The organism is Vibrio sp. ED004, from assembly GCF_023206395.1.
Taxonomy (GTDB): Bacteria; Pseudomonadota; Gammaproteobacteria; order Enterobacterales; family Vibrionaceae; genus Vibrio.
On sequence record NZ_CP066150.1, the window covers coordinates 170,283 to 195,510 of the forward strand.

At 45.1% G+C, this 25,228-nt stretch carries 28 protein-coding genes; 19 read left to right on the forward strand and 9 right to left on the reverse strand.

Annotated elements, in window-relative coordinates; translation table 11 throughout:
• The first annotated feature begins 72 nt into the window (after positions 1-72).
• Both norV and norW read left to right on the forward strand, forming a co-directional pair.
• A complete protein-coding gene (gene norV, locus ITG10_RS18310) occupies positions 73-1,578 on the forward strand; it encodes an anaerobic nitric oxide reductase flavorubredoxin (RefSeq protein ID WP_017630329.1) in 1,506 nt (501 codons plus the stop codon).
• Between the two features lies 1 nt (position 1,579).
• The gene (gene norW / locus ITG10_RS18315) at positions 1,580-2,749 is read left to right on the forward strand and encodes an NADH:flavorubredoxin reductase NorW (protein ID WP_017630328.1); all 1,170 of its coding nucleotides are present in this window, start codon (positions 1,580-1,582) and stop codon (positions 2,747-2,749) included.
• A 100-nt stretch (positions 2,750-2,849) separates the two neighbouring features.
• On the opposite strand, the gene gltS is transcribed toward norW, so the two are convergent.
• Both gltS and ITG10_RS18325 read right to left on the reverse strand, forming a co-directional pair.
• A complete protein-coding gene (gene gltS, locus ITG10_RS18320) occupies positions 2,850-4,076 on the reverse strand; it encodes a sodium/glutamate symporter (RefSeq protein WP_248387055.1) in 1,227 nt (408 codons plus the stop codon).
• 316 nt (positions 4,077-4,392) lie between these two features.
• Entirely contained in the window at positions 4,393-4,749 is a 357-nt protein-coding gene (locus ITG10_RS18325) for a YibL family ribosome-associated protein (RefSeq protein WP_017630327.1), read from the reverse strand.
• A gap of 327 nt (positions 4,750-5,076) precedes the next feature.
• Here ITG10_RS18325 and ITG10_RS18330 point away from each other — a divergent pair, with 327 nt between their 5' ends.
• Positions 5,077-5,874, forward strand: a complete 798-nt coding sequence (locus tag ITG10_RS18330) for a DUF4344 domain-containing metallopeptidase (RefSeq protein WP_017630326.1) — start codon at positions 5,077-5,079, stop codon at positions 5,872-5,874.
• A gap of 90 nt (positions 5,875-5,964) precedes the next feature.
• Here the strand turns inward: ITG10_RS18330 and ITG10_RS18335 are convergent, their stop codons facing one another.
• Complete coding sequence (locus ITG10_RS18335; RefSeq protein ID WP_017070218.1) at positions 5,965-6,351, reverse strand: tautomerase family protein; 387 nt, start codon at positions 6,349-6,351, stop codon at positions 5,965-5,967.
• Between the two features lie 252 nt (positions 6,352-6,603).
• Here ITG10_RS18335 and ITG10_RS18340 point away from each other — a divergent pair, with 252 nt between their 5' ends.
• The 15 genes from ITG10_RS18340 to ITG10_RS18410 all read left to right on the forward strand — a co-directional run bounded on the left by ITG10_RS18340 (position 6,604) and on the right by ITG10_RS18410 (position 18,331).
• The gene (locus ITG10_RS18340; RefSeq protein WP_026084188.1) at positions 6,604-7,224 is read left to right on the forward strand and encodes an LON peptidase substrate-binding domain-containing protein; all 621 of its coding nucleotides are present in this window, start codon (positions 6,604-6,606) and stop codon (positions 7,222-7,224) included.
• A 110-nt stretch (positions 7,225-7,334) separates the two neighbouring features.
• Positions 7,335-7,982, forward strand: coding sequence for a sigma-70 family RNA polymerase sigma factor (locus ITG10_RS18345; protein ID WP_017630324.1), 648 nt, complete (start codon positions 7,335-7,337; stop codon positions 7,980-7,982).
• Positions 7,975-8,655, forward strand: coding sequence for a ChrR family anti-sigma-E factor (locus ITG10_RS18350; protein WP_017630323.1), 681 nt, complete (start codon positions 7,975-7,977; stop codon positions 8,653-8,655). Before ITG10_RS18345 ends, ITG10_RS18350 begins: the two co-directional genes overlap by 8 nt.
• A 144-nt stretch (positions 8,656-8,799) precedes the next feature.
• The gene (locus ITG10_RS18355) at positions 8,800-9,747 is read left to right on the forward strand and encodes a DUF523 and DUF1722 domain-containing protein (protein WP_017630322.1); all 948 of its coding nucleotides are present in this window, start codon (positions 8,800-8,802) and stop codon (positions 9,745-9,747) included.
• The gene (phrB, locus tag ITG10_RS18360; RefSeq protein WP_017630321.1) at positions 9,744-11,174 is read left to right on the forward strand and encodes a deoxyribodipyrimidine photo-lyase; all 1,431 of its coding nucleotides are present in this window, start codon (positions 9,744-9,746) and stop codon (positions 11,172-11,174) included. Before ITG10_RS18355 ends, phrB begins: the two co-directional genes overlap by 4 nt.
• A gap of 14 nt (positions 11,175-11,188) precedes the next feature.
• Positions 11,189-11,620 (forward strand): nuclear transport factor 2 family protein, encoded by a 432-nt coding sequence (locus ITG10_RS18365; RefSeq protein WP_017630320.1) that lies wholly within the window; start codon positions 11,189-11,191, stop codon positions 11,618-11,620.
• Entirely contained in the window at positions 11,620-12,351 is a 732-nt protein-coding gene (locus ITG10_RS18370; protein WP_017630319.1) for an SDR family NAD(P)-dependent oxidoreductase, read from the forward strand. Before ITG10_RS18365 ends, ITG10_RS18370 begins: the two co-directional genes overlap by 1 nt.
• Positions 12,352-12,353: 2 nt before the next feature.
• Entirely contained in the window at positions 12,354-13,625 is a 1,272-nt protein-coding gene (locus ITG10_RS18375) for an FAD-dependent oxidoreductase (protein WP_248387056.1), read from the forward strand.
• Positions 13,622-14,428 carry a DUF1365 domain-containing protein gene (locus ITG10_RS18380; protein ID WP_248387057.1) on the forward strand — a complete coding sequence of 269 codons (807 nt, stop codon included), beginning with the start codon at positions 13,622-13,624 and terminating at the stop codon, positions 14,426-14,428. The genes ITG10_RS18375 and ITG10_RS18380 overlap by 4 nt, the downstream gene beginning before the upstream one ends.
• Before the next feature lie 117 nt (positions 14,429-14,545).
• Entirely contained in the window at positions 14,546-15,826 is a 1,281-nt protein-coding gene (locus ITG10_RS18385) for a cyclopropane-fatty-acyl-phospholipid synthase family protein (protein ID WP_017630317.1), read from the forward strand.
• Entirely contained in the window at positions 15,804-16,325 is a 522-nt protein-coding gene (locus tag ITG10_RS18390) for a DUF2878 domain-containing protein (protein ID WP_017630316.1), read from the forward strand. The genes ITG10_RS18385 and ITG10_RS18390 overlap by 23 nt, the downstream gene beginning before the upstream one ends.
• Positions 16,326-16,328: 3 nt before the next feature.
• Positions 16,329-16,904 carry a chalcone isomerase family protein gene (locus ITG10_RS18395; protein WP_017630315.1) on the forward strand — a complete coding sequence of 192 codons (576 nt, stop codon included), beginning with the start codon at positions 16,329-16,331 and terminating at the stop codon, positions 16,902-16,904.
• Entirely contained in the window at positions 16,901-17,443 is a 543-nt protein-coding gene (locus ITG10_RS18400) for a DUF3833 domain-containing protein (protein ID WP_017630314.1), read from the forward strand. The genes ITG10_RS18395 and ITG10_RS18400 overlap by 4 nt, the downstream gene beginning before the upstream one ends.
• 251 nt (positions 17,444-17,694) lie before the next feature.
• Complete coding sequence (locus tag ITG10_RS18405) at positions 17,695-17,958, forward strand: hypothetical protein (RefSeq protein ID WP_017061275.1); 264 nt, start codon at positions 17,695-17,697, stop codon at positions 17,956-17,958.
• Between the two features lie 133 nt (positions 17,959-18,091).
• Entirely contained in the window at positions 18,092-18,331 is a 240-nt protein-coding gene (locus ITG10_RS18410; RefSeq protein WP_017630313.1) for an RNA-binding protein, read from the forward strand.
• A 142-nt stretch (positions 18,332-18,473) separates the two neighbouring features.
• On the opposite strand, the gene ITG10_RS18415 is transcribed toward ITG10_RS18410, so the two are convergent.
• From ITG10_RS18415 to ITG10_RS18430, 4 genes are all read right to left on the reverse strand, one after another.
• Positions 18,474-18,818: a ribosome recycling factor family protein gene (locus ITG10_RS18415; RefSeq protein WP_026084186.1), complete on the reverse strand. Its 345-nt coding sequence runs from the start codon at positions 18,816-18,818 to the stop codon at positions 18,474-18,476.
• A 211-nt stretch (positions 18,819-19,029) separates the two neighbouring features.
• Complete coding sequence (locus ITG10_RS18420; RefSeq protein ID WP_017630311.1) at positions 19,030-20,253, reverse strand: PatB family C-S lyase; 1,224 nt, start codon at positions 20,251-20,253, stop codon at positions 19,030-19,032.
• Positions 20,254-20,381: 128 nt separating this feature from the next.
• Positions 20,382-20,843, reverse strand: a complete 462-nt coding sequence (locus ITG10_RS18425) for an OsmC family protein (protein ID WP_017630310.1) — start codon at positions 20,841-20,843, stop codon at positions 20,382-20,384.
• 28 nt (positions 20,844-20,871) lie between these two features.
• Complete coding sequence (locus ITG10_RS18430) at positions 20,872-21,264, reverse strand: GFA family protein (RefSeq protein WP_017630309.1); 393 nt, start codon at positions 21,262-21,264, stop codon at positions 20,872-20,874.
• A gap of 241 nt (positions 21,265-21,505) precedes the next feature.
• Here ITG10_RS18430 and nagE point away from each other — a divergent pair, with 241 nt between their 5' ends.
• Complete coding sequence (gene nagE, locus ITG10_RS18435; RefSeq protein WP_026084185.1) at positions 21,506-22,984, forward strand: N-acetylglucosamine-specific PTS transporter subunit IIBC; 1,479 nt, start codon at positions 21,506-21,508, stop codon at positions 22,982-22,984.
• Positions 22,985-23,134: 150 nt separating this feature from the next.
• Here the strand turns inward: nagE and ITG10_RS18440 are convergent, their stop codons facing one another.
• Together ITG10_RS18440 and ITG10_RS18445 are read right to left on the reverse strand one after the other, a co-directional pair.
• Positions 23,135-24,454, reverse strand: a complete 1,320-nt coding sequence (locus ITG10_RS18440; protein ID WP_017630307.1) for a HAMP domain-containing sensor histidine kinase — start codon at positions 24,452-24,454, stop codon at positions 23,135-23,137.
• Positions 24,438-25,112 carry a response regulator transcription factor gene (locus ITG10_RS18445; RefSeq protein WP_017630306.1) on the reverse strand — a complete coding sequence of 225 codons (675 nt, stop codon included), beginning with the start codon at positions 25,110-25,112 and terminating at the stop codon, positions 24,438-24,440. Before ITG10_RS18445 ends, ITG10_RS18440 begins: the two co-directional genes overlap by 17 nt.
• Between the last annotated feature and the right edge of the window lie 116 nt (positions 25,113-25,228).

Sequence of the window (25,228 nt, forward strand, 5' to 3'; positions counted from 1 at the left end):
AAACAACAACTTAAAAATATGGCACAACTAGTGCAATGAGAGCCTTAGATATTTCAATAAGGTATTATCATTATGACTATTCACGTTAAATCAAATGTTCATTGGGTCGGCGTTCACGATTGGGAAACCGAACACTTCCACGGTAAGGAATACCACATGAACAAAGGTACCAGCTATAACTCGTACCTGATCCGTGAAGAGAAGACAGTGCTTGTCGATACTGTCGATCATCGCTTTACTGAGCAATTCCTTGCAAACCTAGAGATGGAAATCGATATCAATGAGATCGACTACATCATTTGCCAACACGCTGAAGAGGACCACTCAGGCGCCCTCTCAGCGCTGTTAGCTAAGATCCCAAATACGCCTGTCTACTGCACTGAAGCAGGGATAAACTCGATTGTTGGTCACCACCACCAACCAGACTGGAACTTTAGAACCGTCAAAACCGGTGACACTCTTGATGTCGGTAACGGAAAACAACTTATCTTCGTAGAGATGAAAATGCTGCACTGGCCAGACTCAATGGCGACTTACTTAACTGGTGATGAAATCCTGTTTAGTAACGACGCTTTCGGCCAACACTACTGCGACGAAAATCTATTCAATGACCAACTAGACCAAGTTGAACTGCATGAACAATGTCTGCGTTACTTCTCGAACATCCTGACACCGTTTGCGCCGCTGGTTAAAGCAAAGATTGAAGAAGTGCTGAACTTAGGCGTGCCTATCGATGTTATCGCGACCTCTCACGGCTGCATTTGGCGTGACAACGCGACTCAAATCGTTGAGCAATATTACGAGTGGTCGAAAGCCTACAAAGAAGATCGCATCACCATTGTCTACGACACCATGTCAAATAACACTCGCATGATGGCCGATGCTATCGCTAAAGGGATCCGTAAAGGCAGCCCAGAAACGGCGATCAAGGTGTTCAATATCTCTAAGCATGATAAAAACGACATCCTTGCCAACATCTTTCGTTCAAAAGGTGTACTCGTTGGTTCATCGACCATGAACAATGTGATGATGCCGCAAATCGCAGCTTTGCTTGAAGAAATACATGGCCTACGTTTCGCAGAAAAAAGAGCCGCTGCCTTCGGTTCTTCAGGTTGGACAGGTGGCGCAGTTAAACGTATCGATGCTCGCCTACGTGAAGCCAACTTCGAAGTCAGCGCACCACAACACATCCACTGGAAACCAGACACAGACGCCCTTCGCCAATGTATCGATTACGGCATGACACTGGCTGAGGTGTGGCGTGCAGAAGCCGATGAAGTGAGCACACCAAAACAAGTATCACGCAATGTAACACCGCTCGAAGCCACACCAGCACCGGAGAACACCACTACCGAGCTCAAAGACACGACAGAGCAGAAGTTAGAAGAAGCACAAGACAAGCCTGTCCATAGTGCGGATTGCACTTGCTGGCGTTGCACCGTATGCGAATGGGTGTACGACCCACAACTAGGCGAACCCTACCAAGGCGTTGAACCAGGAACACCATGGGTACAAGTACCTGATGATTTCCTTTGCCCTGAATGTCATTTAGGCAAAGAAGTGTTTGTGGAGAAGTAGCATGTCGAACATTGTTATTGTGGGTGGCGGTTTCGCTGCCCTACAAACTATCAAGATGGTACGTAAGCTTAACCAAGATATCGCAATTACCATGATCACCGCCGATGCCGGGGTTGAGTACAGTAAGCCGAATCTTTCGCACGCGTTCAGTCAGGCGCAAACACCAGAAGCATTGTCGATACATAGTGCTCAACAGTTGGCTGAGCAGTACAACGTGGTCATCAAAACCAAAGCACTCGTGAGCGAGGTAGATACTGTTCAGCAGTGTGTTCATGTTGATGGCCAAATCATCCACTATTCAAAGTTGGTATTAGCGACGGGCGCAACGCCCTTCATACCACCAGCGGAAGGGTTAAAACGCAGCGCGACCATTACTCTCAATAGTTTGGAAGAGTTCGAGAAACACAAAGCTCAGGTTGATGACGCACAACGAGTCACCGTGATCGGTGGAGGTTTGATTGGGGTCGAGCTCGCCTTCGACCTTCAAACCGCAGGTAAAGATGTCACCATCATCGAACCCGCGAGTTACTTGCTAAATAACTTGGTGCCACCTTTCGTGTCCCTAGAGTTAGAAAGAGAGTTAAGAAAAGCAGGCGTCACCGTTGAAACTGATTCTGCAGTGTGTCGCGCAACTTATCTCCCTGATGGGGTGAGGTTGCAAACTACTTCTTCTCGATTAATACGAACCGATATCGTGATTGCCGCTGCAGGGCTAAGACCAAACACGCTGTTAGCCAAACAAGCGGGAATAGAAGTAAACAAAGGGATTGTGGTCGATAACACCATGAGTACCAGTGCCGAGAATGTGTATGCGATTGGTGACTGCGCCGAAATCGAAGGTCGAGTGATGGCCTATTTGCAGCCAGCAATCTTGTCTGCAAATGTGTTGGCTAAGCAGCTGGCTATGGATAAAGGCGACATCAAAGTGGGCGAAGCAACGCTCAGTTTGCCTCACATCATCACTAAGGTGAAAACACCGAGCTACCCGATTCAACTCGCAGGGCGTGATATTCAAACTGCTCAGAGTTGGGAAACGCGATTCGACCCAAAAGGCATTATCGCTAAAGGCTTCAATGAAGAGGATCAGTTGGTTGGGTTCATTGTCACGGGAGAACACACCAAAGCTGCATTCCCTCTGCTTAAGGAACTCCAGACCAGCTCTCCAGCATAAGCTAGGCATTCGCTAGACAATAAAAAAGCCAGTCAACAGACTGGCTTTCTTGTATTCATCTTAGTGCGACTAGCTCATCGCGTTTAAGCAGAGGAGAACATTAACCGATAAACGAGATGTACCCTTGCAGGATAATCAGGTTAACGATATCGATAAAGAAGGCACCCACGATTGGCACAACCATGAAGGCTTGTGGTGACGGACCGAAACGGTTCACCAAAGAGCCCATGTTCATTACCGCTGTTGGTGTTGCACCTAGGCCGAAACCACAGTGACCACCCGCCATAACCGCTGCGTCGTAGTTAGAACCCATTACTTTGAACGTCACAAAGTAAGAGAAAATACCCAGTACAACCGCCTGAACCGCAAGGATAACCAAGAACGGAATCGCAAGGTCAAAGATGTTCCAAAGCTTAAGGCTCATTAGCGCCATTGCTAGGAACAGTGACAATGACACCGTACCAAGAATATCGACCGTTTCGCTATCCGTCTTATGCAGCTTAGTGACTTCAAACACGTTAGTGATGAACACACCGATAAACAACGCGTAAACGAAGTCAGGAATCATCAACCAAGAAATTTCAAAGGTCGCTACCCATTGCTCTAGGTATCTCGCACCCGTGATACAGATAAGAAGAATGAACAATACTTCAATCACCTTCTTCGCCGTCACTTTGTCTTCTTCATACTCGTTGTAAGTAACCAGTTCAGGGAAGCGTTCGTGCGTTTGCGTGCCTGTGCCGTACTCAGATTCAAGCTGGTTTTTGTCAATCAGCTTTTGCGCCACAGGGCTACCGATAATACCACCGATAATCAAACCAAAGGTCGCTGAAGCCATTGCGATTTCTAGCGTATTTGCAATGCCAAACGTATCTGCAAAAGTTTGAGACCAAGCCGCGCCTGTGCCGTGACCACCCGAAAGAGTGATAGAGCCAGCAATCAAACCCATCAAGGGTTCCAGGCCTAGTGCCGTTGCTAAAGTTACGCCTACACCGTTTTGGATAATGATGTAAACCGACGCTACCCCTAAGAATAGGAATACCTTAGCGCCACCTTTTATCAGCTGCGTGTAGTTAGCCGCAAGGCCGACCGTTGCAAAGAACATCAACATAAACGTGTTCTGCAGGGGCAAAGAAAACTCAAGATCAAGGCCGTTAAAATGCAGGGCTGTAATAGCAAAAGCGACAATCAAGCCGCCGACAATGGGCTCTGGAATGTTGTACTTTTTGAGAATCGGAAGCTTTGCATTGACGAAATGACCTAGAAACAAAACACTAATCGCGATTAGGAAGGATTCTAGTGGTCCAATTGAAATTAATTGATTCATATAACCTCTATTTTTTTACGTTCTCATCTTCCCTAATGAGTCTAGTTTTATCTGTAATTATTTGTGCTGCTCTACCTATATTTATACAAACTGGAGAGAAAGTGTGGATTCGAAAAGCGAACACATTACTGCGATCGCTTAGTGCCATGTTAGTAGCACGTTAACTTTTATAGGAGATAAAAGGATTTGTGACAACAATCACCTCCTAAAAGTTGAAAACGGCGTGAGTATCTATGCCGCAGACTCTGCTTTCTTAATACCTAAAAAAGCAAAAAGGAGCTATTTCTAGCTCCTCTTTCATCACCATCGCTGGTAATTAGAATTTTTTCGGTGCGTAACCAGTCATAACTTCAATGCGAAGTTCTTTACCGACTTTCGTCATTGGGTGAACAATTACGAGTCCTTTAACAGACTTTTTCAGTTTACCCATATCCGCTTGCTCAGCCTTAGTGATTTCACGGCTAAATGGCATATCAACCAGAGACTTACGCTCTTGGTTCACATCAAAGCTTTCTTTGTGTTTAAGCTGGGCAATTTTCTTAGTTAGCTTCTTAATCTCTTCCTCGAACTGACGAACAACAGGACGATCATTACGAGTTTTAGCAGCATCTAGCTTGTGGCGACACTTGTCTAGACGGTTGTTAATTTGTTGAAGTTCGTTTTTAACACTCATAATAATTTCCTAAGATTAAACAAGCCAATTCGGATTGGGGCGCGGAGTATAGCACAAGGGTTCTGTTGAACCGAAATTTATCTGTTAATTACCAACAGAAACGAATCACATCGACACCGCTCATTCAGCTTGCCTATTCTTTGTGGCGAACCTCTCAGCGGATTATTCATTGATAGGATAGCGTCTACTTCAAAAATTGCAGTCCTCGATGCATCAAAATTCCGTCTAAACTTATACTCTAACGGAGTAACTAAATCAGGGTACACAGCTTGGAGTTGTTACCCCCAGCAACGACTCTGATTCGCAACGTAATCACAAGGATAGCCGATGACATTATTGAAACGAACATTGACCTGCAGCCTAGCCCTGAGTGCAATGTTTACTGCAACTTATGCATCTAGTGAACAAACAACCCAAAGTAACCTAATCGTCGAGTACTCTGCACCGCAAAATGTTGAAGAAGAACAGATCAAACGCGAAATTCAAAACAGCGGTGTTAATGACACCGTGGTCGACCTATCAAACCAACTGTTCATGTTTGAGAAACCATTAACCATTCAATATGGCGGGGAAGAAGGACCACTCTACGATCCACAAACCCATCAAGTGCTGATCCCTTATAGCTTTTACGCTGAGTCACTCAATTATTTCGAGAAGAACCAATACGAAAAAGAGTACGGGAAATCATCGCAAACCGGCGCTATTGATACCTTGCTGCACACCCTGCTGCACGAAGCTGGGCACGCGTATATCGAAGATCAGAACATTGCCATATTGGGTAAAGAAGAAGATGCAGTTGATAACCTAGCAACCGTGCTACTGCTTAACTACGTAGAGCATGGAGCCGATGCCGCTATCAGCGCTGCAGACATGTTCGCTTTCGAGTCAGAAGACCGCCCGGAATATTACGACTTGGGGGAATACATCGATGAGCACAGTTTCGACCTGCAGCGTTACTTCTCCACTTTATGCTTGGTGTATGGCAGCGATCCCGATGCCTATGAGAACTTGCTCGACGAGGTGGAAAACGACTATTTGAAAGATAGGAAAGAGTTTTGTGTCGAGCACTTTAACGTGATCAATGAAAATTGGCATCAGTATTTAAAAGAGAGTGACGGTGCTTAAAGGTTAGCGCCGAGAGCGAGAAAAAAGCTTTGGCATCAAATTCCAAAGCCGTAACTCGATAGATTAGCTTAAGAGTTAAGAGTTTAAACCCTAGACCTTCACTTTATACTTCAGATCTTGAGCTTCATCGCCGGTCATGCCTCGAAACCCCCAGCAGTGCGATGGCTGCTCCTTAATGGTGATCTCGATATCAATGGGAGAGATGGCCAGTTGTTTCTCTATTTCTGAGAATATCTTCTTAATCAGGCGCTTTTTGGTGTTTACCGCTCGACCTTCCATCATATTGATCTCAATGACGGTGTAAGCTTCTGTTCGCCCTTCGGGATAAAAGAAGTCATCTCGCTCCAATGGCACAAATCGATGTGCTCGCTTGTCATCGGGTAACCCCATCTCACTGTTCAAGCACTGCTGCAACACATTAGAGAGCTGCAACTTAATTGGATTTAAGCACTCTTTGATACCATAAATAACAATCATGACCATTCCTTTGATGCGATGTTAGGTATAGAAGAACGTCAGATAGAAGCATCGTTTGGCGACTACCCATTCGCTCACTATTTGTACATATATTACCTAATGACGCGTATGAGAAAAGGTAAAAACAATGAATTTATGAACAGGTGCAACAAAATACCTATCCCTTTGCAAACATAAGCCGAAGCGAATTGATCGAACACCACCTTCCCCGCGTATATCTTCTCAAATCACATTTGAACTAAGGAGTGCTATGTGCCGAATTCACCTAGGAAGACCACGCGGACAGACGCCGAACCAGAAACACCCGTAGAGTCTTCTCTGGAGCTCGCAGTGTTTCCTCTCCCTATCTTCCTTCTACCGGGAGGCAGACAAAGGCTGCGCATTTTTGAGCCAAAGTATCTGGCGATGATTGCTCACGCAGCGCAGGGCGATGGTTTCATTATCGCCACTCAAGACAACTCTAACTCTGATGATCTTAGTTCTTGGGGGACAAAGGTAACCATCGTCGATTTCAATATGTCTGATGACCAAATCTTGGAAATTGATGTCGAAGGCGAAAAATTGGTGCAGTTACATGGTTCGTTTCGAGACGTTGATGATCTGTTTAAAAGCCAATTCAGCTTGTTGCCTCACTGGCCTACTCATGACTTTAAAGTGCCCAACGTGTTTGCGGCATTTTTGGTTCAGTTGTTTCGCGACCACGATTCAATAAGAACACTCTATCCCACTCCAGATTTCGAGAGCCCACAATGGATCTGTGCGCGCTTGCTCGAAATGATGCCTATCCCATTGGAAAAGAAAACAGAATTTACTGAGCCAGCCAGTTTTCCGTCTCTAGTTCCTTTTTTGAATCAAATCATTACGGGGCAATAAGCACTTTTCTTCACTATAATTTTGTATAGTAGAAATTAATTTAAATTAAAGTGATCCCGACTTTCTCCTTCCACGTAGTGCCTATCAAATTCGCATGATGGTTAGTTACTATGCAAGTGGAAAGCAGAAGTTCAGGGAACGGCAAGGAGCATGTCATTATTCCCGATAACAAAGTACCTACAGACAACAAAGTACCGACAGAGCTTTCGAGCTGGTTGATGTTGGTTGGTACAGATCGAGACAAGCAGGCGTTCACCTGTTTGTTCAAGTTCTTCGCTCCTAAGATTAAGCGTTTTGGCATCAGTAAGTTGGGTGGCGAAGCTGCTGCCAACGAACTAGTTCAAGACACGATGACTAATGTTTGGAAAAAAGCACATCTCTACAATGTAGACAAAGGTGCTGCGACCACTTGGGTATATACGGTAATGCGTAATGCAGCGTTCGACATGTTGCGTAAAGTGAAAGCGAAAGCCGAACAAACGATAGCCGACGATATCTGGCCAATCGATGCGATGGTAGCCGAATCTCAAAGTGAAGATTTGCCATTCGGTGATCATTTGATGAGCCGACACGTAATGACTCAAATAGAAAAGTTGCCTCTCGCTCAGAAAACCATCGTCAAAGGCGTTTACTTTCAAGAGCTTTCTCAAGAGCAACTCGCTCAGCAACTTGGCGTCCCACTTGGAACAGTGAAGTCACGTCTGAGACTCGCTTTAGCAAAACTTAAAGTTCACATGGGAGACCAAAGCCATGATTAAACATCACCCAAACGCGGCAATCTTGAAAGACTTCGTCGATGGCACGTTGGCTGATTCAGTTTCTTTGATTGTTTCTAGCCATGTAGAGCTGTGTGAACACTGCCAAGAGAAAGTGAAACAGTTAACGGCTGAAGCGGCGAATAATGCATTTGACGCAGAGCCAGTATTTTCAAATGAAGATTTAGACAGCTTCTTAACGGACGACATGGACTTCGATTTTGACGCGATAGATCAAATCACAGCCGATGCTTCTCAGTCAGTAGAGGCGACTCCAGAGGTTCAGAAAGTAACCGTCGCCGACACGACATTCACAATCCCCCGCGCTCTGAATTCAGTGGCGAGAAAAGATTGGATGAATCTAGGCAAGATTTCACGAGCAAGGCTCGATTTCGATGACGAAACACACCATACGAGTTTGTTGCACATCGATAAAGATGGACAAGTACCTTGCCACACTCATAAAGGCTTCGAGATCACGCTTCTTTTAGAAGGCAGCTTCGAAGATGAAATGGGCGTTTACAACAAAGGTGACTTCATCTGGTTAGATGGAGAACACACTCATCAGCCTGCGACCAAAGAAGGCTGTGTGTGTTTAACTGTTTCAAGCGATGCCTTGTACTTCACCAAAGGGGTGAGCCAATTGTTCAACCCACTGGGTAAATATATTTATTAGTTTTAGAAGATTTACCGGATACGTCACAAGACTCATAGAGTTGGCTAGTAAGAAAAGTAAAAACCGAACTAAAGTAATGTTTAATAAGCAACAAAACACACAATATAAGAATAACAACGAGCAATGAGTGTAAGGAATTGACCAATGGATAAAAAAATAAAAATAGGCATTAGTGCATGTGTCGCCGGTCATAAAGTTCGGTTCGATACTGGCCATAAGCGTTCTCGTTTTTGCACAGACGATCTTGCAGACTACGTAGAACTTGAGCCAGTTTGCCCAGAGATGGGCGTTGGACTTCCAACGCCTCGTCCTACGATCCGTCAAACAAGAATGCTAGACGACATTATTCATGTTTCTCGACCTGATGGTTCTGGGGATGTCACCGATGAACTGATCGAGTTTGGGCAAAACTATTCAAAGAACAACCAACACATCGCTGGGTTCATTGTGTGTCAGAAGAGCCCAACCTGTGGCATGGAGCGAGTAAAGGTTTACCACCACCACGGACGTGGTTCTGAGTCGACAGGCGTTGGCTTGTTCACTCAGCAAGTAATGCAAGGCAATCCCCTCCTTCCAGTAGAAGAGAATGGTCGCCTCAACGATCCAATTCTGCGTGAAAACTTTATGACTCGTGTTTTCACATATCAAAAGTGGCTCGATCTTGTCGATGAAGGCGTAACCAAACATAAACTGATTCGGTTCCACAGCGCCCACAAATACTTAGTCATGTGCCACCACGTTGAGGGTTACAAAAGCTTGGGCAAACTGTTGGCAAGCAACGATCTTGAAATCGACGACTTGGCAAATCAGTATATTGAAGGCTTGATGACGGCACTATCTCACCATGCGAACCGCGGTAGTCACGCCAATACTTTGCATCACTTACAAGGTTACTTTAAGAAACAGCTGAGCAGCGCTCACAAACAAGAGCTTACCAATCAGATTTCATCGTTCAGAGAAGGGTTGGTTCCACTGTTAGTTCCACTAACGCTGATCAATCATTACCTGATGGAATACCCAAACGAGTACCTAGAATCACAAGTTTATCTAAACCCGCACCCACAAGAACTTAAACTGAGATACGGATATTGAGCGACATTCTATGGATAAGACGAGACCTGCGGACTCACGACAACCCCGCGCTCGTCGCAGCTGTTGAAAACGGCGTAACGACAGCCGTTTTCATTTCAACACCGCAACAATGGAAACAACACCATCTTGCGCCAATCAAAGCGGATTTTATACACCGACACCTGACGCAACTGGAATCCCAACTCGCTGAGCTTGGGGTAACGTTGCTTCACTTAAAAGCGACCGACTTTGACGACCAATCCAAACAACTCATCAACTTGTGCCAGCAGCTTGATGCCAAGTGCGTCTACGCAAACTCTGAACCAGAGATTGATGAACAAGCTCGCGATAAAAAGCTGATTTCAGGTGGTCTAAACCTGAAGATCAGCGATTGTGACGTGATGCTGCCACTCGGTAGCGTTCTCAACAAACAAGGAGAGATGTTCAAAGTCTTTACGCCCTTTAAGAACGCTTGGCTAAAACAGGTACAAGCCAAAGGTATCCAATGTAGTCATGCTCCAGTGATACCGGCTGAAAGACTTGATGACCAACGTTCAGAAGCGCAGTTACCTGATAGCCTTTCAGACTATCGACTTGCCGATGATTACGATTTCAACTTCCCTCGCGTTGATTCAAGTCGCTGGCCCATGAGCGAAGATGTACTAAGCAGCGTGATCCCCAATTTCTTGGCTAACAAAGTCAATGACTATGCACACCTGAGAGACATCCCTTCCGTCAAAGGAACGTCTGGCCTGTCACCTTACTTAACGATCGGTGCATTGAGCCCAAGATGGTTAGCGATTCAGTTGATTCAGCAACAACCTGATCTGCTGTTTGACTCGCAATTACCTGCCTTTTCTTGGCTTAATGAATTGATTTGGCGAGATTTTTATAAGCATTTAATGTTCCATCATCCTAAACTGATTAAAGGCGCTAACTTTCAACAAAAGTACAATGGCTTAGATTGGTATCAGGATCACCCGAGCTTCAAAGCTTGGTGTGAAGGGAAAACCGGCTATCCGTTAGTTGATGCAGCCATGCGCCAATTGGTTGATACAGGTTGGATGCACAACAGACTAAGAATGGTGGTGGCGAGCTTCCTGACCAAACACCTGCTGATCGACTGGCGTTGGGGCGAGCGGTTCTTTATGACGCACCTTATCGATGGCGATTTCAGCGCTAACAATGGTGGTTGGCAGTGGGCTTCAAGTACTGGCTGTGATGCTCAACCTTACTTCCGAATTTTCAATCCAATCACCCAGAGTGAAAAGTTTGATCCGAAAGGAATTTTTATTCGTAAATACATTCCAGAGCTGCAAAATATTCCTGACAAGCATGTGCATTTTCCACATGATTACATTGCAAAAAACGGAATTAACAGCGAATACTGGCAACCCATCGTTGAACACAAAGAAGCACGATTGAGAGCCTTAGCCTTCTTCAAATAATTAGAGTGAGTATTATGGATAACTCTCTATGGCTTGATAACTTTCTCAACATGTATCGAGAACTCGGAACCGACAATTTCGACGTGCTTAAGACGGTTTATCACCCTGATATTGAATTCCAAGATCCGCTGCATCATGTCAGCGGTATTTCGGCGCTTACGCACTACTTCGAGAACCTCTACACCCAGGTAACGAGCTGTTACTTTCATATCGAACACACTTTTGAATCGAACGACGAAGCGTCTGTTTACTGGACGATGCAGTTTGCTCACAAGCAATTAAATGGGCAAAAGCCTATCGAAGTACAAGGACACAGTCACCTTAAGATGCTAGACGGTCAAGTGGTCTACCACAGAGACTACCTCGACGTAGGGTCTATGTTGTACGAACACATTCCAGTACTGGGCTGCGCGATCAAATCCATCAAAAAGAGAGCGAGCCGATAATGCGTATTATGATCACAGGCGCGACCTCAGGTATCGGCCAATCCCTAGCTAAAGATTACGCTCAGCAAGGTCATCAGGTGATTGCATGTGGCCGTAACTCAGACAAGCTGCAAACCTTAGTTGATTCCCACGAGACGGATTTATCCCACTCATCAATAGAACCACTTTGTTTTGACCTAACCGACTACCACAATTTCCCGGAACTAGATAAAGACCAACCGCTCGACCTGCTGATTTTGAACGCGGGGGATTGTGAGTACATCGACGACCCAATTCATTTTGATGCCGAGCTTTTTGAGCGCGTCATCAACATCAACCTGATCTCAATTGGCTACGCCCTTAGGGCCTGGTTAAAAAACATCAAGCCGGGCGGCCGTTTGGTTTTAGTGAGCTCCAGCGCCTGCTTTTTACCTTTGCCAAGAGCCGAGGCTTATGGCGCTTCAAAGGCAGCCCTCACTTACTTAGGCAGAACACTTTCGGTTGATCTGGCCGAGCACAACATTCATGTCTCAATTGTGCACCCTGGTTTCGTTGAAACGCCATTAACCGAGCGAAATACTTTCGCTATGCCTATGATTATTAGTAGTGAGGCCGCAACTCAGCGAATCGTAAATGGTATCGCTCAAGGAAAGAGTGAAATCGATTTCCCAAGACGATTCATCATGTTGATGAAGCTACTAAGAATGCTTCCAACTCCAGTTTGGCAAAAACTCGCTTCAAGGATGGTATAACAATGAAAAAAATCGCCATTATAGGTTCAGGCATCTCTGGACTGACTTGCGCACATGTATTAGATAAACACCACGACGTTACGGTATTCGAGAAAAATGACTACGTCGGCGGGCACACTGCTACGGTTGATATAGAACACCGAGGCACGGCGTTTTCAATTGATACTGGCTTCATCGTTTTCAACGACAGAACTTACCCAAATTTCAACAAACTGCTTGAGCAACTCGGTGTCGAAAGGCAACCCACTGAAATGAGCTTCAGCGTACACAACAACACGACTAAATTCGAATACAACGGCCACAGCATTAATTCGTTATTCGCTCAGAGGAGTAATATTTTCAAACCTCAATTCTGGTCTTTGGTTTCTGACATTCTTAAGTTCAACAAATTGTGTAAGGCGCAATTCGAAAGCAATGTGTTTACTCCAGACGTTACCCTTGGCAGTTTCTTGCGTGAAAACCAGTTTTCCGACTTCTTTAGCCAACACTACATTCTGCCGATGGGTGCCGCTATTTGGTCGACTAGCTTAGAAGAGATGGAAGAGTTTGAGCTTAAGTTCTTCATTCAATTTTTCTACAACCATGGTCTGCTCGACATTGCTAACCGCCCGCAGTGGTATGTGATTCCAAAAGGATCGCGTTCTTATGTTGAAATCATCCTTTCACGCCTAAGTAAGTCTGTTGCACTCAATACATCGATTAAACAAGTAACTCGCCAAGAAACAGGCATCACGATTGAATTTGAAGATGGCAGCACACAAGACTTCGACGAAGTAATCTTTGCCTGTCACTCAGACCAAGCGTTACGTCTGCTTGGTGATGCGACAGAGCAAGAACAACAGGTACTCGGCGAAATCCCATACAGCCGTAATGAAGTGGTTCTGCATACCGATACCCGCCTACTGCCAGATAGAAAGCTGGCTTGGGCAAGCTGGAACTACATGTTGGATGGCGACAGCAAACGACCAGCCTGTGTCACTTACAACATGAACATTCTGCAAGGCATCGAAAGCCAAGACACCTTCTGTGTGACCTTGAATCAAAGCGAAGCCATCGACCCAGAAAAAATCATTCGCAGCTTTGTTTATCATCATCCGGTACTTAACTCGAACACCGTAGAGGCTCAGCACAAGCGCGAGCAGATCTGTGGCAAAAACCAGACTCATTTCGCCGGCGCGTACTGGTACAACGGGTTCCATGAAGATGGCGTTCACAGTGCACTCGATGTGACTAAACGCTTCGGCTTAGATTTGAGTACGAGTTCAGCACTATGAACACGCACACCATGACACCCGACATGGGGATCGCATCCGAAAAGAGTGAAGAGCTCAGCGGTATCTATTGGGGTAACGTAAGACACCGCCGTTTTGGTGACATTACTCATGAGTTCAGTTATCAGCTTTACATGATGGGGCTGGATCTTGATGAACTGCCCCAAACCACAGCGCGCAGCGCGCTGTTCGGGACTCGATGGTACAACCCAATTCGCTTTGTCGAATCGGATTATCTCGCTGAAAAAAAAGAAAATGTCTCAACGGATGAACCTAAATCACTCAAGCAACGTATAGCTTCCAAAGTGCAACAACTTGGTGGGGTTTGGTCTGATTCAAACCGTGTGACGATGCTGGCTCAGTGCCGTTGTTTAGGGATTTATTTCAGCCCCATCAACTGTTTTTTCTGTTACGACGAGGCTAGTGATTGTCGTTACATGTTGGCCGAAGTGAGTAACACGCCTTGGCGAGAAAGACACTATTATCTCATCGACATGCACAAAGAGTTGAAAGTAAAAAAAGAGTTTCACGTTTCGCCGTTCATGGATTTAGACATGAATTATTTGTGGAAAATAAAACCACCAGCGAAACGAACACTCGTTCACATCGAGAGCCGCAGAAGCGACAAAATTTTCGATGCGACACTGGCACTGACCAAGCAGTCCGTGACCAAGAAAAACATTAGACGAACGGTATTCAAGATTCCAGCAATGACGATAAAAGTCGTGATGGGAATCTATTATCAGGCTCTCAAATTATTCCTGAAAAAAGTACCTTTCGTTGCGCACCCAGACTCAACGTCTTAAGCGCCTCACAGTAACTAAATAGTACAGCTCAATTAGCGACTCGGGTGAGCTAAGACCAAAGAACAGCACCCGACTTTAGTTGGCAAAAAGTTAGAATGAATTCTCAGCGAGGTTTACATGGAACAGCTTGCAAAACAAAACAACAACATTGAACAACAAGCTAATGCCGTTGCTGTTTCAAGCAACTGTAAATATCGAGCTTTAATCTTCAAGGTGTTAGAACGCCTGCAATTCGCGACGCTTGAGATCATTGAGCGCGACCAACATTCCGTATTCGGTGATCGAGAAGCCGAGTTGAAAGGTCGAATCGTGATTCATGATGCGACCTTTTTTAGAGATGTTGTCATCAACGGCAGTATCGGTGCATCTGAAGCTTACATCGATGGCAAATGGACCAGCCCGAATCTCACGCGTGTGATTCAAATCATGGCTCGGAACCAAGCTCAATTGGATGAGCTTGATGACAAGACACAGTGGATTTCTCGCATCAAAAACCTCTTGCTGCGTCGTAAGAATGCCAACACCGAGCAAGGCTCTAAGCGGAATATTCTTGCGCACTACGATATTGGCAATGAGTTGTACGAGCGCTTCTTAGATAGCTCGATGCAATACTCTTCTGCTATCTACAGTGAAGAAGCAGAAACCCTATCCAAAGCTCAGCAAAACAAAATGAAAACTATCTGTGAGCGATTAGAGTTGTCAGAGAAAGATAACGTGGTCGAGATAGGCACTGGTTGGGGTGGCTTAGCTATATTCATGGCGCAACACTACGGATGCCATGTCACCACAACTACAATCTCAGATGCCCAACACGCGCTTGCAGAGCAGAGAGTAAAAGCCCTTGGTTTAACAGACAAAATCACCCTGCTTAAAGAGGATTATCGTAACCTCACTGGTGAGTATGACAAGTTGGTCTCTATCGAGATGATCGAGGCGGTTGGTCATGAATATCTGCAGACCTTCTTTGAGAAATGTTCATCGCTACTTAAACCTTCAGGCAAGATGCTGATCCAAGCGATTACTATTGCAGACAGCCGTTACGATAAATACCGTAAAGGTGTCGACTTTATTCAAAAGTACATCTTCCCCGGCGGTTGCCTACCTTCGGTTTCAGTGATGACCCAACACCTTGCGACCAGCACCGACCTTGTGGTTCAAGAAATTGATGATATTGGCCTGCACTACGCTCGAACGCTGAATGATTGGAACATTGCTTTTGAAAATAGTTGGGAAGAGTTAGAGTCCCTCGGCTATTCAGAAGAGTTTAAGCGCTTGTGGATCTTCTACTTCTGCTACTGTGAAGGCGCATTCAAAGAGCGCGTGATCAGTACTCACCATGTAGTCGCAAGAAAACCTCGATACTTTGGAGCAAAAGATGAAGCAGTTTTGGATTATTAATCTCGTACTGTTTCAAGCGACCTGGGTTTGCAGTGCCTTCTTTACCGCGCAAGCCCCGTTCGTCACGCCACTGATTGTAGTGGTTCACTTCCTCCTATCACCGACTCGCAGTAGCGATTTGAAGATACTCATTCTATTACCATTGGGGCTATTGCTTGATAGCCTCATGCTTCACTTCGGCGTGTTTGCCGTCGATTCTGAAATTGCCAATCAATCGTGGTTTCCTGTGTGGCTCATCTGCCTGTGGATCATGTTTTTGATTAGCTTCAACCACAGCCTTAATTGGCTTTTAAAATGCTCGAAAGTGATCTTGTTCGCCATAGGGTTCGTAGCAGGTACTAGTAGTTATTGGGGAGGCATCAAAGCAGGTGCCCTTCTAACGACTTGGCCAGATGCATCGGTAGTCGCTGCCCTTGCAATAAGTTGGGGGATTTTGTTGCCCTTGCTGGTGGCCGCCTACTCCAACTTAATACAACCTAGAATGGCAATAACGAGGTGACTTATGGCTTATCCAAGCAACCCGACACAAACGTTCAAACCTGAGAACGTTATTGTTCGCACTCATCAGCGAGCACAAAACACACTTCTAAGCTTTATCACTCTCTCGTTAATTTTTGCTGCGCTGATATTTTCCGGAAACACTAAAGCCTCTGCGGTCGATGACTTAAATAAACGCGGCCAAGGTGAGATGAGTTACTTGTTTTGGACTCTCTACTCCGCAGAATTCTACGCGACTCCAACCAACTCTGAACGAGCCTTAAAGCTCGAATATTACCGCTCTATCGACAGCAAAGACCTCGTAGACGCTACCGAAGATCAGTGGAACAAGCTAGGCTACTCTAACAGCAACATTCAACGTTGGTTGAAACCCTTGTATGCGATGTGGCCTAACGTGGAAGAAGGAAGCACACTCACGATTCGTGTCGCTGAAGATAACGTGAGTCGTTTTTATTTCGATGAGCAACCGATCGGCACCATCCAAGACAAGCAGTTTGGTGAAGCTTTCTTAGCCATTTGGCTATCTGAAAACACCTCGGAACCCGTTCTTCGTAAACAACTTTTAGGTTTGAAAAAATGAATCCAAAAACAACAATAATAAAATTCGCTCTGGCATTTTTTTCACTCACTTGGCTAGTGGGCTGTGGTTCTGCAAGTTTAGAAGACCATGCCGACACTACGCCAGAGCTCAAGCTTGAAACCTTTTTTAATGGCGAGCTAATGGCCTACGGCATGGTGCTCGACCGCTCTGGTAACCTACTGCGACGCTTCGATGTCAAACTGATCGCGACTTGGGACGGTGACAACGGAGAAATAAAAGAGTGGTTCTCTTTTGCTGATGGCGAGCGCTCAACTCGCGTTTGGAATCTACTCAAAACGGGCGAAAACACCTATTCAGGCACCGCCAACGATGTAGTAGGTACCGCTTACGGCGAGACACAAGGTTCGGCATTGTATTGGAAATATGATCTCGAAATTGAAGTAGACGGCAGCACTTATGAAGTTGTGCTCGATGATTGGATGTTCTTGATGGACGACAAGCGCTTGTTCAACAAGACTGAGATGTCCAAGTTTGGCTTTAAAGTGGGAGAGGTCATCTTATACATCGAGAAGATTTGATTTAACTGCCGTTTCTGCTTTTTGGTTTCAAATCGATGACTACATCTCATCTACAGTACGTAACAAAACAGCCCACAACGAAAATTGTGGGCTGTTTTGTTTAATCCCTCGAATAGCATACCTGCATGCTCAAGCCACTGTGCTAAGATGCGCCACCAGCATACAAATGGGCTAGACTCATACTCAGCAGTCCCCATTTGTTTCGCTAAGCGTAGATTCCCTACCATGAATAATTGAAAAGGCTTTAAAGCATGAGCAAGTTGACCTCAGCGGAGCGTAAAGCTCGCGACAATGAACGTTTCTCACAACGCGTAAACGACCGCAGAGAAAAAGGTGAAGACGTAGTTGCTTACGCACTGACCAACAAAAAAGCTGTAAAATTCCTGACTAAGTCAGAGAAAAAACGTTTCAACGAAACGAGAGCGACCCTGCAAGAAGAGAAGCGAGTGAAAGAACAAGAAGAGCTTAACCGAATCGAAGACGCGTTCACGATCAAACAGTTCGACGACGAATAATCACTTGTGATTACTCAAAAGCGCTGGCTCTATGTTTAGTAAATCAAAGCAAGCGTGAACTTAAATTATTATGCCAAGGTAAGCGTGAAAGTGTGCGACAATGCTCGGCGTAAATTCATATTCAAGGTTTATTATGAAACTTCTAGTTCGTAACCTATCGCGCTCTACATCTGAGCAAGACATCCGTGTGCTATTTTCTGAGTTTGGCTCAGTAAAAGAGTGCAGCCTAGTTTTAGACCAAGAAACTGGCGAATCTAAAGGCTTTGCTTTTGTTGAAATGCCAGAGCAAGAAGAAGCTAAAGCAGCACTAAACAAGCTGAACTTGTCAAAGCTTGGCAAAAACACGATTCGTGTAAAAGTAGCGAACTCTTAATCGAGCACCGCTTCATAAGCCACGTGGCTTAGCTTAATGCAGCACAGATGATAAAGCCCGTAACGATATGACGTTTTCCAGCGCAATATCGTTACGGGCTCTTTACTGCTCGCGATTCTCGTTTCACACGTTTCGAATACGCCTATAGACCTTCATGTTCATCAATAGCACGCCTTGCTTCTGCCATTGAACATCCAGATTCCATCACCAGCTGAGCCACCGTCATTGAGGGTGTTGCGGCCAACAGAGATGCCAAACACACCACAGGTTTAGGCAGCACTTTGTCGATCGCGATTGCTATCCAACCGTCTTTTTCATGGGTTAACATCTTTTTAAATTCAACGAGTTGATGCTCTTGAGCGACCAACAGCCAATTTCGCGAACGGCGAACTCGTTTCAACTGACATCCACATTCCGCAGCATTCGCCATCACTTGGATTTTATCACTCACACGATGTACAAAACTATTCAGTGGAACGCTAAACATAACTCTCTGCCAACCAATCTCTACCAATCCATTCAAGTGTTCTCGAACTACCACTCAACACTTCAATCACAACTCAATAAAATCATGCTTAGGATTACACAGACACAAAAAAACCGCCAGTCATGCACTAAGCAGCCTCGCGGTTTTTTGTTCTTTTAGAGTCTACAGCTCAGTATCAGCGACTAAGCATTTTTCAGATAAGTCGGGGTAATCAACAGCAGCTTTTTGTAGCGTCGCTATCACAACAAGTTGAAGTAGTCTGATTTCCTCGCTCAAAGCCATCAATCGCATCGGCTAACGCAGTAAATGACTGCTCAATATTGTCACGCGAGGTGGCGATGTTCATTCGCATAAAATGATAACTCTCAGCGCCAAACCAGCCGCCCGGCGTTAACCCCATTTTAGCCTGTTCAAACACCACGTTCTTTAACTCTTCTTCCGAGAAACCTAACTCGGAAAAATCAAACCACACTTGATAAGTGCCTTGCGGTTGGATCACTTTCAATTGAGGAATGCGCTGCGCAGCAAACTCAGTGATCCATTTCACCGTGTCTTGCAGATACACCAACATGCCGTCCAGCCACTCTTCACCTTTTTCGAAGGCAGCAATGGTCGCAAACGTGGTCAAGGCATTACCATGGTCAAGATACATCGCCGCTACGTTAGCTTTGAATAGCTCATTGTTGTTGGTGTACACATAGCCGTTTGAGATGCTGTGCATACCGAATGTTTTCGCCGGAGAGCCAATCAAGGTGATGATCTTGTCGTAATCAAAGCTGGTCAAGCTCGTGAAAGCGTGACCTTCAAAGATAATGTCTGAGTGGATTTCATCACTGATGATCAACACATCATGACGCTTAGCAATCTCGATAACCTGTGTCACTTCCTGCTGCGTCCACACGCGACCAGTTGGGTTATGTGGATTACAGAAAATCATCGTTTTTACTTTGTGTTCGATGATCTGCTGTTCCATACCATCGAAGTCAATGCGGTAACCTTGCTCATCATTGATGAGTGGGCTCTTCACGACCTGACGGTTAGCCTTGTTCACCAAGTTCGAAAACTGGTGATACGCTGGCGTATGGATAAGCACACCATCACCTTCGTTGGTGAACTGGCGCAATAACAACGCGATACCAGAAAGCACACCCGGCACCTGAACAAACTTGTCCGTAGAAAGGTTTAAACCATGACGCTTTGAATACCATTGCGACAGCGCTTCAAACACCCCTTGTTCATTAAATTCGTAAGAGTACACACCGCGCTCAACCAGACGGTTAAGCTCTTGAGTGATCGGTTCCGCGACCTGAAAATCCATGTCGGCAACCCAGTAAGGGAATACATCTGTGGTGTTGTAAATGTTCTGTAGCATCTGCGGTTTGCTTTTAATAAACGCATTTTCACCGTAGTTCGATGTACTCTTAAACGCTGTCATGGAGGTTTCCTCAAATAGTGTGTTTGGTCTTTTTACAATCAACTGGATTGCATGAATACCCTTAAGACGATGGCTAAACTCAAAAGACGAAGTTATTAAAGAAATCTTGTGATTAATTTAAATTAATCTCACATCTCTACCACAATGTCTGTTTTTACCGAGTTCGCGATAAAGCAATTTTTGTGCGCCAAGTGATGTAGCTTTTCGAGTTGTTTGGCGGTTGGTTGTTTGGTGCCTAGAAATACAATGTCAGGTCGCAGAGTCACCTTAGTGACCGATGAGCGGCCTGATTCATCTTCCTCAAGCACACCAATCGCATCATCCACATAAGACTCGATCACATACTTCTGCTTCGCGGCGATTCCCAGAAAAGTCAGCATATGGCAGCTAGAAAGTGCCGCAATAAAGGCTTCTTCTGGGTCAACATTCGCTTCCACCGAGAATGGGAGCGGCACAACATGAGGAGAAGATGAAGCAGGTACAGTGATTCCACCATCAAACTCCCACGTATGACCGCGGCTGTATTGATTGTCGCTAAAGGCTTCATCTGCCGCTTTTTGCCAGCGAATGAGCGCACCATATTCAGACATAGAACCGTTCCTTTTTAATGTTCATTACTTAACGATCAGCAGGGTGATTCACACCATCGTTGGTCACCACATCACCAATATCAAAAGGGTTCACTCCTTCCAAACAGCCGATGTTAAAACCGTATTCATTTGGGCTTGAGCGGCGTTGGTGATGGGTATAGATACCGCAGTTTGAGCAGAAATAATGCTTCGCGGTGTTGGTATTGAATTGATAAAGCTTAAGATGCTCCGCACCTTTGAGGATCTTGATGCCATCTAGCGCAACAGAGCCCACAATCGCTCCCCTGCGACGACAGATAGAGCAATCACAACGACGTGGCTTCTCTATTCCGTTAGGTAAGCTAAGCTCTAGTTCAACCGCACCGCAATGACAGGTTGCCTTGTGAAAAGGTTGGATAACCGTATCTCCGATGACTTTCATTTTTATCTCCATTTACATCCTTGTAATCGAACTATCTTAACGAGAACTATTTACCTTGTCCGTAATGAAGCTTTGAATTTACCACTTTCAGAACAATCAACTTATCCATAAGATCTTCAATAATTCTCAGTTTTACTACGACATCGCCCTACATTAACAATCGTTAATCTACACACAACCCGCCCTTAATCCTTGTGCAAGTAAGCTTCCAGTATTAATCGAAATATAGAGAGAACGAAAAGTGAATATACTCGGATACTTACAAAAAATAGGTAAAGCACTGATGGTGCCGATCGCGGTACTGCCAGCTGGTGGTTTAATGCTTGGCTTAGGTTATGCGTTGGACCCAACCGGTTGGGGCGCAAACAGCGCGTTAGCAACCATACTTGTGTATGGCGGCAAAGGTATTATGGATAACCAAGCGTGGCTATTCGCCGTGGGCGTGGCTTATGGTTTAGCAAAAGATAACAACGGCGCCGCTGCACTTTCAGGCTTACTCGGCCTGCTCATCGTGGAGATGATTGTCGGCAATGTCGCGGTTATATCTCAAATCACCGGTGTACCTGTTGATCAAATGGGCGCATCAGAGCTTATCGCATCGAAGGCCGCTGTGAGTGCATTCACTGGCATCATGATGGGTATTGTCGCCGCTACGTTGTACAACCGATTCCACACAATAAAGCTGCCAGCTGTTCTTGGATTCTTTGGGGGTAAGCGTTTCGTTCCTATCATCACCTCAATTGCTGCGATCAACATCAGCTTAGTGATGGTTTACGTTTGGCCTGTTGTTTATGGTGCGTTGGTCGACTTTGGCATCTCAATTTCAGAAATGGGGGCAACAGGCGCTGGTCTATACGGTTTCTTTAACCGATTGCTGATTCCTGTTGGTTTACACCATGCACTAAACCAAGTTTTCATCTTCGATTTAGTGGGCATCAACGATATTTCTAAGTTCTGGTCTGGCACTGGTGAACTTGGTGTAACCGGTATCTATCAAGGCGGGTTCTTCCCTGTTATGGGCTATGGTTTACCTGCAGCATGTTTGGCGATGTACCACTGTGCAAAACCAGAAAACAAAAAGAAAGTCGGCGGTATTCTAGGTGCATCAGCGCTTACTGCGATTCTAACGGGTGTAACAGAACCTATTGAATTCGCCTTCATGTTTGTCGCACCAGTGCTTTACGTGATTCACGCATTCCTAGCCGCTATTTCACTGTATATTGCTGCGAGCATGCAATGGATCGCGGGCTTCACTTTCAGCGGCGGCTTGATTGACTTTGTCTTATCGTACAATCTGCCATTGGCGATGAAACCATACATGCTAGTGCTTCAAGGGTTCTGTTTTGCTGCGATTTATTACTCAATCTTCCGCTTTGCGATCATCAAGTTTGACTTGAAAACACCGGGCAGAGAAGACGTAGACGTTGCAGAAGTCGCAGAAGTGAGCTCAAACGAGAAAGCAGCCCAATACCTTAAAGTGCTAGGCGGTCATGCGAACCTAACCAATATCGATTCATGTATCACTCGACTACGCTTATCTGTCAATGATCTGACCGTCGTTGATGAAGCCGCATTAAAAGCGATTGGAGCGTTGGGTGTGGTTAAGATTGGTTCTAATAACCTTCAGGTCATTATAGGAACAGAAGCAGAAGAGGTTGCTCATGCAATGAGACAAATCCCTGAAAGCCAAGACCTAACGGGCGTAGTCGTTCCCGGCTAGTTCAAACACAAGCTTTAGCATCATTCTGAATAGAAAAAATGCGAAGCGCTATCAAGTTAATAAAAAGGCCAAAGCACAAGCTTTGGCCTTTGTCTTATTCACTATTTCAGCTAAGGGAAAATCAAAAACATATCTTTATTAAGAAGCTGCTCAGCGCTCAAAGTAAAGGCGCGCTCGCAACCCTGGACGACTCTCTTTTAGATGGCTTTCTCTTGGAAAGTTATCGCGCAGAATAAGGTGAGCGTTGTGACGCTTTACTACCGCATCGACCAAAGATAATCCAAGACCATTGCCAAACTCAGTACGACTCTTATCCGCTCGGAACATCGGTCGGCATACGTCCAACTTATCACTATCAGAGATACCTATACCGTTGTCCGCAACTGACACGCCGAACTGGTCGATCACGACTTCAATTTCACCCTTTTCAGGCGTGTACTTCACAGCATTCTCAACCAAGTTAAACACGGCACGAAAGAGCAGGCTTTTGTCCCCGAGTACTTCACAGTCTTGATCCTGTCTACAACTCAAGGTTTGTTGCTTCATTTCGGCAATAGGGCTGATAAATTCAATCGCATCTTGAACCACTTTTCCAAGATCAACACGATCGGTCTCTATCGGCATTTGGCCACTATTCAACTTGGTTATTTCAAGCATGCTGTTAAATAGTGACAGAATCAGTTCCAATTCGTCATGGCAAGCAGAGAACTGTTCTTGATGTTCTTCTGTTAGATCAGACGTAGACAACACCTCTTCAAGGCGCAACTTTAGGCGAGCCATCGGGGTACGCATGTCATGTGCCATTCCTACGGTCAACGACTTCAATGACTCTTCATTTTTCGCCATCTGCTCAATCATAAAATTGAGGTGAATAGCCAAAATATCGAACTCATCATCCTGCTTCGATACCGCAATCTTAACGTTTTTCTCACCACACAAGACTCGGTTCATCGCTTGGTTGACTCTTTCTAAGCGTTTTAAGATAAGTACCGTGAAAAACAGAGCGGCTATTAACATCACCGCAATAGGTAAAACGATTCCAGAAAATACGATAGGAATAAGCGTATTGCGATACTCTTCTACTGCTTTTTGATCAATGCCGATCACCAACCTGTGGGTGTCGCCAATGGGAATATCAGTCGTTTCTGATACTACGGATCTCACGGGATAAATGGGAAGTGAACCGGGGGGAGTTGAGTGCTCTACTAAATGGTAATAAAAGTTGCTATCGGAGGTTTGTTTTGCCGCGAGTAGCTTCTCGACATCGGCCTTGCTCTGCTGAGCAACATAACTGAATTCTGAAGATTCATCCTGTAATTGTTTGACCAATTGTTCACGATGAAAAGCGTCTGAGTCTTTATAAACTTGCCTAATAACAATAACATTGATCACTGTTATCAAGACGAATAACGCGACTAGTGTTTTAAATACCGAGGAACGAGTAAGCGTGTAATCATCGGCGAAGGACATACCCTGCCCCTCTGACAGTGTGAAGAAGATCAGAGCAACCCGCGTCTTCCAACTTACGTCTTAGATTAGCGACGTGAACATCAATCACATTAGTTTTCGGGTCAAAGTGGTAGCTCCAGATAGCTTCAAACAAACGCATCCTCGAAACTACTTGTTCGCTGTGTTCAACAAAGTATTGAATTAACTGAAACTCTTTAGGCTGTAACAACAGTTCTCGATTTTTACACATCACTCGATGTGCACGTAAATCGATTTCTAAGCAATCATAAACTAAATTAGTCTCACTAACCGACTGACGTTTCGTTCGATTGATTATGATGTCGACGCGCGCAATCAGTTCTGCGAGAGCAAATGGCTTGATCAAATAGTCATCACTGCCCGCTTGTAAGCCGTTGACTCGATCTTCCACGCTATCCATCGCGCTCAAAATTAAAACAGGTAAGTGCTCTTCAGTGGCTTTGATAGCAGAAAGCACTTTCATACCATCTAGATAGGGTAACATTCGGTCTAAAACGACGAGCTGATATTCAGAACTTAAAGCCATCATCAGGCCTTTTTTACCATCTTCAGCTTGGTCGACAGCATAGCCATGTTCCTCTAGCCCTTTCGCGACAAATTCTCTGGTGGTGGTGTCATCTTCGATGATTAGTATTTTCACTGATAGCCCTCTTGCTTCAACGTCAAATTTTACCGGAAATAAAAAATTTATCGTCAGAAAAAAGAAAGGCTCGCGTGACTAATGCGAGCCAGATGCGGTTTAGGGGGTAAACCACA

Coding starts and splice junctions, on each gene's coding strand:
- ITG10_RS18440 (WP_017630307.1), bottom strand. CDS start 24,454: ATGTCCTTCGCCGATGATTACACGCTTACTCGTTCCTCGGTATTTAAA.
- ITG10_RS18335 (WP_017070218.1), bottom strand. CDS start 6,351: ATGATTGTTATTTATGGTATCAAAGAGTGCTTAAATCCAATTAAGTTG.
- ITG10_RS18330 (WP_017630326.1), top strand. CDS start 5,077: ATGACATTATTGAAACGAACATTGACCTGCAGCCTAGCCCTGAGTGCA.
- ITG10_RS18345 (WP_017630324.1), top strand. CDS start 7,335: ATGCAAGTGGAAAGCAGAAGTTCAGGGAACGGCAAGGAGCATGTCATT.
- ITG10_RS18415 (WP_026084186.1), bottom strand. CDS start 18,818: ATGTTTAGCGTTCCACTGAATAGTTTTGTACATCGTGTGAGTGATAAA.
- ITG10_RS18380 (WP_248387057.1), top strand. CDS start 13,622: ATGAACACGCACACCATGACACCCGACATGGGGATCGCATCCGAAAAG.
- ITG10_RS18365 (WP_017630320.1), top strand. CDS start 11,189: ATGGATAACTCTCTATGGCTTGATAACTTTCTCAACATGTATCGAGAA.
- ITG10_RS18430 (WP_017630309.1), bottom strand. CDS start 21,264: ATGAAAGTCATCGGAGATACGGTTATCCAACCTTTTCACAAGGCAACC.
- ITG10_RS18400 (WP_017630314.1), top strand. CDS start 16,901: ATGAATCCAAAAACAACAATAATAAAATTCGCTCTGGCATTTTTTTCA.
- ITG10_RS18325 (WP_017630327.1), bottom strand. CDS start 4,749: ATGAGTGTTAAAAACGAACTTCAACAAATTAACAACCGTCTAGACAAG.
- gltS (WP_248387055.1), bottom strand. CDS start 4,076: ATGAATCAATTAATTTCAATTGGACCACTAGAATCCTTCCTAATCGCG.
- ITG10_RS18370 (WP_017630319.1), top strand. CDS start 11,620: ATGCGTATTATGATCACAGGCGCGACCTCAGGTATCGGCCAATCCCTA.
- ITG10_RS18355 (WP_017630322.1), top strand. CDS start 8,800: ATGGATAAAAAAATAAAAATAGGCATTAGTGCATGTGTCGCCGGTCAT.
- ITG10_RS18405 (WP_017061275.1), top strand. CDS start 17,695: ATGAGCAAGTTGACCTCAGCGGAGCGTAAAGCTCGCGACAATGAACGT.
- ITG10_RS18395 (WP_017630315.1), top strand. CDS start 16,329: ATGGCTTATCCAAGCAACCCGACACAAACGTTCAAACCTGAGAACGTT.
- ITG10_RS18420 (WP_017630311.1), bottom strand. CDS start 20,253: ATGACAGCGTTTAAGAGTACATCGAACTACGGTGAAAATGCGTTTATT.
- ITG10_RS18350 (WP_017630323.1), top strand. CDS start 7,975: ATGATTAAACATCACCCAAACGCGGCAATCTTGAAAGACTTCGTCGAT.
- ITG10_RS18425 (WP_017630310.1), bottom strand. CDS start 20,843: ATGTCTGAATATGGTGCGCTCATTCGCTGGCAAAAAGCGGCAGATGAA.
- ITG10_RS18375 (WP_248387056.1), top strand. CDS start 12,354: ATGAAAAAAATCGCCATTATAGGTTCAGGCATCTCTGGACTGACTTGC.
- norV (WP_017630329.1), top strand. CDS start 73: ATGACTATTCACGTTAAATCAAATGTTCATTGGGTCGGCGTTCACGAT.
- ITG10_RS18385 (WP_017630317.1), top strand. CDS start 14,546: ATGGAACAGCTTGCAAAACAAAACAACAACATTGAACAACAAGCTAAT.
- norW (WP_017630328.1), top strand. CDS start 1,580: ATGTCGAACATTGTTATTGTGGGTGGCGGTTTCGCTGCCCTACAAACT.
- ITG10_RS18390 (WP_017630316.1), top strand. CDS start 15,804: ATGAAGCAGTTTTGGATTATTAATCTCGTACTGTTTCAAGCGACCTGG.
- ITG10_RS18410 (WP_017630313.1), top strand. CDS start 18,092: ATGAAACTTCTAGTTCGTAACCTATCGCGCTCTACATCTGAGCAAGAC.